Genomic DNA, 11590 nt, shown 5'->3' with positions numbered 1-11590 from the left:
CGCCGGCGGCGCCCCGTCGGGATTGCCCATGCCGAGGTCGACAATATCCTCCCCCCGCGCCCGCGCCGCAGCCTTCATCGCGTTCACCTCGGCGAAAACATAAGGCGGCAGGCGGCGGATGCGGTAGAAATCGTCGGTCATGCGGCCGCCTGTAGAGATTTGCGGGGGCGGGGTGAAGTCCGCGACGTGCAAATGGCGGCGGGTCTGTTCGATTGCGAGCTGGCTTTGCAGATGGCAGCGGTGCCGGTGGAGATCGCGGCCTGGGAGCAGGGCGTGGTGGGCTTGAGGAAGAGGTGATCCAGTACGGCAAGGTCGTCGGCACGAGGCTCAAGCGTTCGGATTCGGTGCTGCGACTGCTGCTCCAGGGCGCCAACCGCAAGAAATACAGCCCCCCCGCTCCGGCTTCTGCCGCAAGCGGCTGCTGGCGCATGAGCGCAAGGAGATCGAGCGGGAGGTCCGCACCAAGCTGCTTCCCCGCGTGGCGAGCAACGAAGAGGTGTGGGAGGCTTTGGTCAAGCGGCTGGCGGCGTTCGGCTCGCGTGAGAAAGCCAAGCGCCTTGCAGAGGGCTGGATCGAGACGGACGAAGGCAACATGATCCCGCCAAGCTGGGTCCGCGCGGGAAGCGGAAATGTTGGCGATTCCGTGTAAAGGTCATCAATGTCGTCAACTTCGCCTCGGGGCCGTTTCGCCTTCAAGGACGTTCAAAAGCCGATGAGACATGCCCGACCGTCATTGCGAGCGGAGCGAAGCAATCCAGCTCGGCGCCGTCTGGATTGCTTCGTCGCGATGCTCCTCGCAATGACGAGCGGTCGTTCCCGATCCACTTCCGTTTAGACGCGTAGCTTAGAGGAGCCCGAACATGGCCGATCCGGAAGCCGATACCCGCCCCGGGGCCGAGGGCGCCGCGCCCTTCCCGAGCTTGGAGGAGATGCAGCACTGGACCTGGGTGATGGGCCGCGCGCAGCAGTTGATGATGGAGCATGTCGCCAAACAATGGGGCGAGGCGGCACCCGCCGCGACGGGCGCGGCCGCGATGCCGAGGCCGGGGATGGGTCTCTTCGCCGATCCGGGCCGGATCGCCAAGGCGCAGGTCGATATGTGGACCGAGGGGCTCGCCATCTGGCAGCGGGCGCTCGGCGGCGACGGCGCCAAGTCGGAGATCGAGGAGAAGGCGGACAAGGACAAGCGGTTCTCGGCGCCCGAATGGCGCCAGAACCCGCTCTTCGACATGATCCGCCAGAGCTACGTCCTCATCTCCGACCACCTGTTGGGTTCGGTCGAAGCGATCGAGGGCATGGACGCCCGGGACCGCGAGAAGCTGCGCTTCGCCACCCGATCCTTTGTCGATGCGATGAGCCCCTCCAATTTCGCGCTGACCAACCCGCTCGTGCTGGAAAAGACGCTGGAGACGAAGGGCGAGAACTTGCTCAAGGGCCTCGAAAACATGCTCCGCGACATCGGTAAGGGCCAGCTCACCCACACCGATCCTGAAGCCTTCGAGGTCGGCCGCAATATTGCGGTGACGCCGGGCAAGGTCGTGAAGCAGACGGAGCTCTACCAGCTCATTCAATATGCGCCGACGACCAAGGAAGTGTTCGAGACGCCGCTCGTCATCTTCCCGCCCTGGATCAACCGCTTCTACATCCTCGATCTGAACCCGAAGAAGAGCTTCATCCGCTGGGCGGTCGAGCAGGGCCTCACCGTTTTCATGGTCTCCTGGAAATCGGCGGATGAGGGCATGGCCGACGTGACGCTCGACGACTATGTCGCCGCCCAGATCGACGCCGTCGACACGATCCGTGAGTTGCTGGATGTCGAGGCGATCCACACTGTCGGTTATTGCGTCGCCGGAACCACATTGGCGGCCACCCTGGCGTTCCTGGAAGCGCGGGGCGAGGCGGACAAGGTCGCGAGCGCGACCTTCCTCACCGCCCAGGTCGATTTCTCCGAAGCCGGCGACCTGTCGCTCTTCCTTGGCGACGAGCAGATGCAGCTCATCGAGCAGCTTTCGGCCGACAAGGGCTATCTGGACGGTCGCTACATGGCCGCGACCTTCAACCTGCTGCGCGGCCGCGACCTGATCTGGAGCTATGTCACCAACAATTATCTGATGGGCGAGGATTACACCCCCTTCGACCTCCTCCACTGGAATTCGGACACGACCAACCTCCCCGCCAAATGGCACCAGGCTTATCTGCGCGACTTCTACCGCGAGAACCGCCTCGTCCTGCCGGGCGGTGTCACGGTGGACGGCACCCCGATCAACATCGGCAAGGTGAAGGCACCGACCTACGTTCAGGCCGGCCGCGAGGACCATATCGCGCCGCCCGAAAGCGTCTGGAAGATCACCCGTCATTTCCAGGGCCCGCTCAGGTTCGTGCTGGCGGGCTCCGGCCATATCGCCGGCGTCGTCAACCCGCCCGAGGCGCAGAAATATCAATATTGGACCAACGACGAAAAGGCGGACACGCTCGAGGCCTTCATCGCCGGGGCGAAGGAAACCAGGGGCAGCTGGTGGCCCGACTGGATCGGCTGGATCGAGAGCCTCTCCCCCGACAAGGCCTTCGCCATCGGCCCCCGCGAGCCCGGCAAAGGCAAGCTCAAAGCCCTCGAGGATGCACCCGGCGGCTACGTAAAGGCGCGCTAAGTCGATGAAAGGATGGTATAAGCGTCTGTAGGAGACGTTCCCGATGGGCTGGACGGCCAGGCTGGCTCTGTTGATCCTTCTGCTCTCGACCGGCGAAGCGGCCGCCGGCCAGCGCGGGGAGGACGCGCCGGAATGCGTCGCGCTTCGCGAGGGCATTCTCAGCCATCGCCTGACCCTGGAGAATTTCGAGACTTTCTGGTCCGTCGCGACCTATCGCGAGGACGAGGATCTCGAAATCCTGCCCGGCTACCCCAATTGCATGAAGACCGAGGCGGCGGTCTCCGAGCTCGGCGAGGATGCCGAAACCGGTGTGCGCCTGCTCGCCGGCGGGATGAGCCCGGCCGACTATTTCATCACCGGCTGGGTGATCGTGACGGCCTATGACCCCGATCGGTCCGGCCTTAGCGACGCCGCCGGGGAGTCGCCCAGCGCCCAGGCGAACATCGCCTTCGTGAAGGAACGACGGGGCAAAGTCAGGCGCATGTTTCGACGCTGAAATTTCACTTTTGTTGCACCGCACAATTTTCTCTTGCAATGCGGCATCCGATCCCTTATTTGTGCAATGCAACATAGACCCGCATTGCATCGACGAAGGGATCAGGATCATGACCAAGGACACCACCAAGACCGCCGAGACCGGCAAGTTCGCCGCCGACCGCTTCCAGGCCGCCGTTGGCGAAGCCAATGAGCGCACCAAGGTTGCCGTCGAGAAGAGCACCAAGCTGTTCGAGGAAGCCACCGAGCTGACCAAGGGCAATGTCGAGGCGCTCGTCGCCTCTTCGAAGATCGCCGCCAAGGGCGTCGAGACCCTGGGCCAGGAAGCCGCCGATTATGGCCGCAAGAGCTTCGAGGAAGCTTCGGCTGCCCTCAAGAGCTTCGCCGAAGTCAAGTCGCCGACCGACTTCTTCAAGCTCCAGAGCGACTATGTCCGCTCCGCCTTCGACAACCTCGTCGCCGAGAGCTCGAAGATGAGCGAGGCCGTGATCAAGCTCGCCGGCGAAGTCGCCGAGCCGATCACCAGCCGCTACACGGTTGCGGCCGAGCGCGTGAAGACGCTCGCCCTCTAAGACATCTCCCCACCCCCCCTCCGGGGAGATGACAGGCGGTCGCTCCATCCGTGGAGCGGCCGCCTTTTCTTGTGCCGGGAACCGGGGGGGACTGTCCCGAATTATGGTTTCACAGGCGACGGCCGGTCTTGCCCCGTCACCACCAAATGCCATATTTTAGTTTTGAGATGATTGCGTTCGATTCATTGATCAGGGCCGCCGGCGACGACCGGACGGACGACGACCAGGGCACGGGCCTTGGCGTCGCGACCCGCACGCGCACCCGCACCAAGACGCCGTCGCCCTACAAGGTGCTGATGCTCAACGACGACTATACGCCGATGGAGTTCGTCGTCCTCGTCCTCCAGCGCTTCTTCCGCATGGACATCGAGGACGCGACACGTGTGATGCTCAGCGTCCACCAGCGCGGCGTCGGCGTCTGCGGCGTCTTCAGCTATGAAGTCGCCGAGACCAAGGTCGCCCAGGTCATCGACTTCGCCCGCGAGAACCAGCATCCCCTCCAGTGTACGCTTGAAAAGGCCTGAACGCCTCCCTCCCTCAAGCGGGAGGGAGACTCTCTTGCGCCCTCCACGCAATTCCCTAGAAGCCCCGCATGGATCGCATCATCATCCGCGGCGGCAAGCGCCTTGAAGGCAAAATCTGCATTTCCGGTGCCAAAAACGCCGCGCTAACGCTTCTTCCCTGCGCCCTGCTGACCGACGAGCCGCTGACGCTCCGCAACCTGCCGCGCCTCGCCGACGTCGACAGTTTCGGCCATCTCCTTAACCAACTCGGCGTCTCGACCACGATCGAAGGCTCCAAGCCGGAAGAATTCGGCCGGGTGATGACCTTGCGGGCCTCGACGATCAGCTCCACCGTCGCGCCCTACGACATCGTTCGCAAGATGCGCGCCTCGATCCTGGTTCTGGGTCCATTGATGGCCCGGGCCGGCCAGGCGACGGTTTCGCTTCCGGGCGGCTGCGCGATCGGCAACCGGCCAATCGATCTGCACCTGAAGGCGCTGGAGGCGCTGGGCGCCGAGATCGAGCTCGCCGCCGGTTATGTGAAGGCGACGGCGCCCAAGGGCGGCCTCGTCGGCGGCCATATCAATTTTCCTGTCGTCTCGGTCGGCGCGACCGAAAACGCGCTGATGGCCGCCGTCCTCGCCAAGGGGCAGACGGTAATCGAAAACGCCGCTCGCGAGCCGGAAATCACCGATCTCGCCAAATGCCTGATCGCGATGGGCGCGCGCATCGACGGTCTGCGGACCGATACGCTGACCATCCAGGGAGTGGATGAGCTGCACGGCGCCACCTACTCGGTCATGCCGGACCGGATCGAAGCGGGAAGCTACGCCTGCGCCGCCGCCATCACCGGCGGATCGCTGGAGCTGGCCGGCGCGCGCAAGGAGACGATGCCGTCCATCCTCAGCGGCCTCCAGGACGCGGGCCTGACCATCGAGGATATGCCGGGCGGCATCAAGGTCAGCGCCAACGGCCCGACCCGACCGCTCTCGCTTTCCACTGCCCCCTTTCCAGCCTTTCCGACCGACATGCAGGCGCAGTTCATGGCAATGCTGAGCCTCGCCGACGGCACCAGCCTTTTGACCGAGACGATCTTCGAGAACCGCTATATGCACGTTCCCGAGCTCGCCCGTATGGGCGCCGACATCGAGGTTCGCGGCCGCTCGGCCGTCGTGCGCGGCGTCGACCGGCTGATCGGCGCGCCGGTGATGGCGACCGACCTTCGGGCCTCGATGAGCCTCGTCATCGCCGGCCTCGCCGCCGAGGGCGAGACGCAGGTCAGCCGCATCTACCACCTCGACCGCGGCTACGAGCGGCTGGAAGAGAAGCTGCAGGCGGTCGGCGCCGATATCGAGCGGGTCAGCGACGCCTAAGTCTTTGTCTGCGGTCGCCTCACGGCCAATATCTTGATTCGGCGCTCGCGCCCCTCCAGGTCGGGCCATTCGATAGTCTGGCCGGTGGAAAGACCAATGAGCCCTGCGCCCATGGGGGTGAGGACGGAGATCCGCCCCGCCTCGATATCCGCCTCGGCCGGAAGGACCAGGCGGACCGTGCGCCGCGTGTCGCTGGCCTCGTCCAGATACTCGATTTCGGACCCGAGCGTTATCGCGTCCTCCGGCAGGGTATCAGCGTCATGAATCTCGGCCCGCTCGATCTCGGCGAGCAGCATGGCCGCTACGACCGGGAAACGGTGTTCGGCCCTCAGCGCGAGATCGCCCAGCAAATCGGAATCGGTGTCGAGCAAATGTAGCGGCGGACGGGCGCCGGACGAGCGGACGGGAATGGCGGCCATGGCATTTTTCCTTCGATATCGGCGCGGCGACGTACAGCCGACCGGCGCTCGACGATATTGTGAAAGGGAGAGGAGCCCCCGGACCGATGCCGAGGGCCGATCCGGGGTCAGATGCGTGCCGGAAGCTGGCCGGCGCGAAGGCGGAAACGCCTGAAGAAGAAGGGCATACCCATGAGCGGAAGACTGCTACACGGCGCGCCGCTTGTCAAAAGGACGCGCGACGAATCCGCTCAGCCGAGCACTTCCACCATGTGGATGACGAGGCCGACAAGCCCGCCGACGAGCGTGCCGTTGATCCGGATATACTGGAGATCGCGGCCAACGGCATTCTCCAGCCGGGCGGTGACGGTGCGCGCGTCCCAGCCGCGGATCGTATCGGAGACGAGGGTGACGATACCCGAGCCATAGGCCGCCACGGCGCCGACGACGGCGCGCCGGGCGAACTGGTTGATCGTCGCCTTGAGCTTCGCATCCTCCTGCAGCGTCGCGCCCAGCGCCCGGATCGCCTCGCCGAACTTTCCGGCCATCGTGGCGTCCGGATCGCGCGCCGCCTTGAGCAGACCGGCGCGCGTCTTTTCCCAAAGGCCGTCTATCCAGTCGCCGAAAGCCTTGTTCGCGATGATGTCCTTTTTCGCGTCCTCGACCTTCGCGCGTACCGCGTCGTCATACTGGAGGTCCCAGGCGAGCGCGGCGAGCGAGTCTTCCGCCTTCGCGCGCAGGGGGTGACTGACGTCGGTCGCGAGCTCGATCGTAAGGCGTCTGAGGCCATCGATGATGCCGTCGGCGACTCGCGCGTCGAAGCCGGTGAAGCGGATGACCCAGCCCGATTTGTCGTGCACCATCGACCGGATAAGGTCCTCATTGGCGTCGAGCGTCCGGCTTGCCCAGCCGATAATGCCGTCGAGCACCGGCACGTGGCGGTCCTCGGTGATCGCCGCGTCAAGCGACTTGCCGAGCAGGGGCGACACCTCCATGGCTTTCATTCGGCCGGCGATGGCGCTCTTGACCATGCCGCCCAGCCGCTCCTGGTCGAGCGCCTCGAGAATGTTTGCGATGAGATCCGAAGCGCCCTGGCGCAGGCGTCCTTCGCCGGGCGGGTCGGTGAGGAACCTGCCGATCGCCCCGGCCACATCGACGCCCCGCATGCGGCGGGCGACGACCGAGGGTGTCAGGAAATTCTCGCGCAGGAACTGGGCGAGCGTGTCGCCGATCCGGTCCTTGTTCTTGGGGATGATCGCCGTGTGCGGGATCGGCAGCCCGAGCGGATGGCGGAACAGGGCGGTAACCGCGAACCAGTCGGCAAGGCCGCCGACCATGGCGGCCTCCGCGAACGCCTTGACGAACCCCCAGGCAGGCCATGTCTCGTCCAGGCTGTTGGCGACGAGAAACACGCCCGCCATCAACACCAGCGAGCCGGTGGCGATGATCTTCATGCCGCGGGCGCCGCCCTGCGCGGGGTTGAATCGGTTAAAGCCGGTCCGGTCGAGCAGGGTCATCCCCGCCTCAATAGCCGGAATCGGCCTTTGATTCACTCCGCAGGTTGCACACCCGGCACCTGAGCGTCCTTGCCGCCCGTCGTGAGACGCCGGGAAAGCTTGGGCCCGAGCCACCGCTCAAAGCCGATCGCAAGGCTGAAGCTCGCCGGAACGATCAGCAGGGTCAGCACCGTGGAAACGATAAGCCCCCCGATCACGACGATGCCCATCGGCGCGCGCCAGCTGCCATCGCCGCTGAGCGACAGCGCGGTCGGGATCATGCCGGCGACCATTGCGACCGTCGTCATGACAATCGGCTGGGCGCGTTTGTGGCCTGCGTCCAGGATCGCTTCCGCCTTACGAACGCCCTTCGCCATCTCCTCAAGGGCGAAGTCGATCAGCAGGATCGAGTTCTTGCCGACAATGCCGAGCAGCATGAGGATGCCGATGAAGACGAACAGCGACAAGGGATTGCCGGTTATCAGCAGCGCCAGACCGCCGCCGAGCGGGGCGAGCAGCAGCGAGCCGAGATTGACGAAGGGCGGCATGACCGAGCGATAGAGCAGCACCAGCACCGCGAACACCAGCAGGATGCCGGAGACTACCGCGATGACGAAGTTGACCATCAGCTCCCGCTGCCACTTGGTGTCGCCCAAGATCAGCCGCGACACGCCGAGCGGCAGGTTCGACAGGGTCGGCAGCGCTTCGATCTGGGTCATCGCCTCGCCGCTGACCACGCCCGGCGCCAAGTCGGCGCCGATCGTGATCTGGCGCACCTGATTGGTGCGGTCGATCTGGGTGGGGCCGGCGCCGAACCCGACTTCAGCGACGACGCTCAGCGGCACCGAGCCGCCGCTTTGCGTGGCGACCGGCAGATTCTCGATCGTCGACAGCCTTTCTCGCGCATCCTCGTCCAAGGCCACCCGTATCGGGATCTGGCGGTCGGACAGCGAGAATTTCGCGACGTTCTGGTCGATGTCGCCGAGGGTCGCGATACGGATTGCCTGGCTCAATGCCGCCGTGGTGACCCCAAGGTCGGCGGCAAGGTCGAGGCGCGGCCGGATCACGATCTCGGGCCGCTGCAGGTTCCCCTCGATGCGGGGCGCCACGATTTCGCTGACGCCGCCCATTTCGCCGACCAACTGCGTGGCCACTTGCATCAGTTGCTCCGGATCGTCGCCGCCCAGCGTGATGGAAACGTCGCGATTGCTGCCGCCCCCGCCACCATTTTGTGACATGAAATTGACGCGAGCATCGGGAACCTGGGCGAGCGTCGGCGCCAGCGACCGCTCGAATTCGATGCTGGTCACCTCGCGATCGTCCTTGAGCCGGAGATAGACGGTGGCGCTGGCGACGTCGATGCGAGCGAAGGCACGCTCGACGACGGGCTGCTCGGACATCTGGTCCATCACACGCTCCGCCACCGCCCGGGTCTGCTCGAGTGTCGTCCCCGGCACCATCTGGATCGATATGCGGCTGGTGTCCTGGTTGGTCGGCGGGAAGAAGGAGGATGGCAGCTGTGCGAAGGTGACAATGGTGGCGATGAAGGCGAGCACGCCCATGCCCACCGTCTTCCAACGATTCCGCAGGGTCCAGCGCAGCACCTCCATGTAGCGGTCCATCAGCCAGCCTTCGCCGTGCTTCGCATGACCTTTCGCCTTCAGGAAATAAGCCGCGATCATCGGCGTGATCAATCGGGCGACCGCAAGGCTGGTAAGCACCGAAGCGACCACCGTCATGCCGAAATTCTTGAAATACTGCCCCGCCACACCGGGCATGAGGGCGACGGGCAGGAAGACCGCCACGATCGTCAGGGTCGTGCCGAGCACCGCGAGCCCGATCTCGTCAGCGGCCTCGATGGACGCCTCATAGGCGGTCTTGCCCATGCGCATATGGCGCACGATATTTTCGATCTCCACGATCGCGTCGTCGACCAGTACGCCGGCGACAAGGCTGAGGCCGAGCAGCGTCATGCTGTTCAGCGTGAAGCCCATCAGGTCCATGAACCAGAAAGTGGGGATGGCCGACAGCGGGATTGCCAGCGCCGAGATCAACGTGGCGCGCCAGTCCCTCAGGAAAAGGAAGACCACGATGACGGCGAGAATCGCGCCTTCGACCAGCGCTTCCATCGCCGAGCTATATTGATCCTTGGCATAGTCGACGGTCGTAAAGAGCTGGGTGAAATGAACCGAGGGATTCTGCTCCTCGAGCTTCTCCAGTACTTTGACGGCGTCGTCGTAGACGGTGATGTCGGATTCGCCCTTCGCCCGCGCGAAGCCGAAGGTGGTCACCTGCTGCCCACCTTCCACGAGCGAGATCGATCGCTGCTCCGCATACAGGTCGCGCACGTCGGCGATGTTGGACAGCTTGACCGTGCGCCCGTCACCGACCGCGATGCGGGTTTCGCCCAGCTCATGCGCGCTGGCCGCGTTGCCGAGGATGCGAACCGACTGCTCGGAGCCGGCGATCTCCGCTCGTCCGCCGGCCGCGTTGAGGTTCACCTGGCGCAGCTGGGCGTTGACCTCGCTGGCGGTCAGGCCATGCGCCTGCATCCTCGCCGGATCGAGGATGACCCGGATTTCGCGGGAGACGCCGCCGCGGCGGTAAACCTCCGCCATGCCCGACACGGAGAGCAGTGACTTGGCGACATTATTGTCGACATACCAGCTCAGCTCCTCGAGCGTCATGTCGGTCGTTTCGGCGGCATAATAGGCCAGCGAGTTGCCCGAAGTGGACACCCGGATGACCTGCGGCTCCAATATGCCGTCCGGCAGCTCCCCGCGAATCTGGGCGATGGCGTCGCGAACGTCGGTAACGGCGCGGTCGATCGGGGTGCCGAGGTCGAACTGCACGAAGGTCTCCGACGAGCCTTCCGTGATCGTCGAGTTGATCTCGTCGATGCCCTCGATGCTTCGAATCGCCGCCTCTACGCGCTGGGTGACCTGGGTCTCCATCTCGGTCGGGGCGGCGCCGGGCTGGCTGATGAGCACCAGCGCGCCCGGAAAGTCGATGTCCGGATCGTTCTGCACATCCATGCGCACGAACGAGATCAGCCCGGCGAGGGTCAGCGCCACGAACAGGACGATCGGCGGAATCGGGTTGCGGATCGACCAGGCGGAGATGTTACGGAAATTCATGGCTCGTCCTTCAGCGCGCGGCCTTCTGCCGGACCGGTCTGACCTTCTCGCCCGGGTTGAGGAAGCCGCCGGCGGACTGCACGACCCGCTCGGTTCCGTTCAGGCCTTCGACGATGGCGACACCCTCGTCGGTGATCTGGCCCGTCCGGACCGGCCGCCGAACGACGGTGTCGTTCTTGTCGATGATATAGACATAATTGCCCTGGTCGTCGCTCAGCACCGCCGATTCCGGCAGGAGCGGAGCATCGACCGCGCCGGTCACGATCATGGCGCTGGCGAAGCCGCCGGGCCGCAGATCCGGCTGGTAAGGTATGGCGATGCGGGCGTCACCCTGACGGGTCTGAGGGTCGATTACCGGCGAGACCTGCCAGACCTGCCCCTGATAGTTCTTGGTCGAACCGACCGGCGTCACCGTCGCCGGAATGCCGGCCGACACCTGCGCCAGATCCTCCTGCGAAAGCTTGGCCATCAACTCCATCTCGCCGCCCCTGGCGATGCGGAACAGCGCGCCCGAGCCCGGCCCCACGATCTGGCCCGGCTCGACCATCCGATCGAGCACCAATCCGCTCGCCGGCGCGCGCACGTCGAGGCGGCCGATACGGGCGCGGGTTTCGCCGAGCTGCGCCTGGGCGACGCGAACGCGCGCATTGGCGGCATCGCGAGCGGCGGTCTTGCGATCTACGTCCGCCTTGGAGACGAAGCCGCGGTCGACCAGCGCCAGCGCGCGGTCGAGCTCGTTCTGGGCCAGCGCCGCTTCGGCCTTGGCGACCTCGATCTGCGCCGCGAGCTGCTGGGCCTGCTGCGACTGGACGGAGCGCTCGATGGTGGCGAGCGTCTGGCCTGCATTCACCCAATCCCCGGCCTCGACGAGCACGCGGCTCACTTCGCCCCCTTCGCCGGCGACGCCAACGGGCATGTCGCGGCGCGCGGCGAGCGTGCCGGTCGCGGAAATGGTGCGCGATACCTGC

At 65.2% G+C, this 11590-nt stretch carries 10 protein-coding genes and 1 pseudogene; 6 read left to right on the top strand and 5 right to left on the bottom strand.

Features of this window, described 5'->3' with window-relative positions; translation table 11 throughout:
• A pseudogene (locus tag VIR62_RS01905) lies at positions 1-141 on the bottom strand (aminotransferase); the annotation flags it as partial.
• 337 nt (positions 142-478) lie between these two features.
• Here VIR62_RS01905 and VIR62_RS01900 point away from each other — a divergent pair.
• The 6 genes from VIR62_RS01900 (at position 479) to murA (ending at position 5591) form a co-directional block, all read left to right on the top strand.
• Positions 479-649, top strand: coding sequence for a hypothetical protein (locus VIR62_RS01900; protein WP_431868220.1), 171 nt, complete (start codon positions 479-481; stop codon positions 647-649).
• A gap of 211 nt (positions 650-860) precedes the next feature.
• The gene (locus tag VIR62_RS01895) at positions 861-2648 is read left to right on the top strand and encodes a PHA/PHB synthase family protein (RefSeq protein ID WP_431868218.1); all 1788 of its coding nucleotides are present in this window, start codon (positions 861-863) and stop codon (positions 2646-2648) included.
• Positions 2649-2691: 43 nt separating this feature from the next.
• Complete coding sequence (locus VIR62_RS01890) at positions 2692-3144, top strand: hypothetical protein (protein WP_431868216.1); 453 nt, start codon at positions 2692-2694, stop codon at positions 3142-3144.
• A 109-nt stretch (positions 3145-3253) separates the two neighbouring features.
• A complete protein-coding gene (locus VIR62_RS01885) occupies positions 3254-3715 on the top strand; it encodes a phasin family protein (RefSeq protein WP_431868214.1) in 462 nt (153 codons plus the stop codon).
• Positions 3716-3900: 185 nt separating this feature from the next.
• Positions 3901-4239 (top strand): ATP-dependent Clp protease adapter ClpS, encoded by a 339-nt coding sequence (clpS, locus tag VIR62_RS01880; RefSeq protein ID WP_431868212.1) that lies wholly within the window; start codon positions 3901-3903, stop codon positions 4237-4239.
• 68 nt (positions 4240-4307) lie between these two features.
• The gene (gene murA, locus VIR62_RS01875) at positions 4308-5591 is read left to right on the top strand and encodes a UDP-N-acetylglucosamine 1-carboxyvinyltransferase (RefSeq protein ID WP_431868210.1); all 1284 of its coding nucleotides are present in this window, start codon (positions 4308-4310) and stop codon (positions 5589-5591) included.
• Here the strand turns inward: murA and rnk are convergent.
• The 4 genes from rnk to VIR62_RS01855 all read right to left on the bottom strand — a co-directional run.
• On the bottom strand, positions 5588-6010 hold the full coding sequence (gene rnk, locus VIR62_RS01870) for a nucleoside diphosphate kinase regulator (protein ID WP_431868208.1): 423 nt from the start codon (positions 6008-6010) through the stop codon (positions 5588-5590). The two genes, murA and rnk, sit on opposite strands and share 4 nt — an antisense overlap.
• 230 nt (positions 6011-6240) lie before the next feature.
• Positions 6241-7506 (bottom strand): DUF445 domain-containing protein, encoded by a 1266-nt coding sequence (locus VIR62_RS01865; protein WP_431868206.1) that lies wholly within the window; start codon positions 7504-7506, stop codon positions 6241-6243.
• Between the two features lie 32 nt (positions 7507-7538).
• Positions 7539-10622: an efflux RND transporter permease subunit gene (locus VIR62_RS01860; protein WP_431868204.1), complete on the bottom strand. Its 3084-nt coding sequence runs from the start codon at positions 10620-10622 to the stop codon at positions 7539-7541.
• A 10-nt stretch (positions 10623-10632) separates the two neighbouring features.
• A partial coding sequence (locus VIR62_RS01855) for an efflux RND transporter periplasmic adaptor subunit (RefSeq protein WP_431868202.1) occupies positions 10633-11590 on the bottom strand: 958 nt, incomplete at its 5' end.

Source organism: Allosphingosinicella sp., from assembly GCF_036570505.1.
Classification (GTDB): Bacteria; Pseudomonadota; Alphaproteobacteria; order Sphingomonadales; family Sphingomonadaceae; genus Allosphingosinicella.
This window is presented reverse-complemented; position numbering and strand designations above follow the sequence as displayed.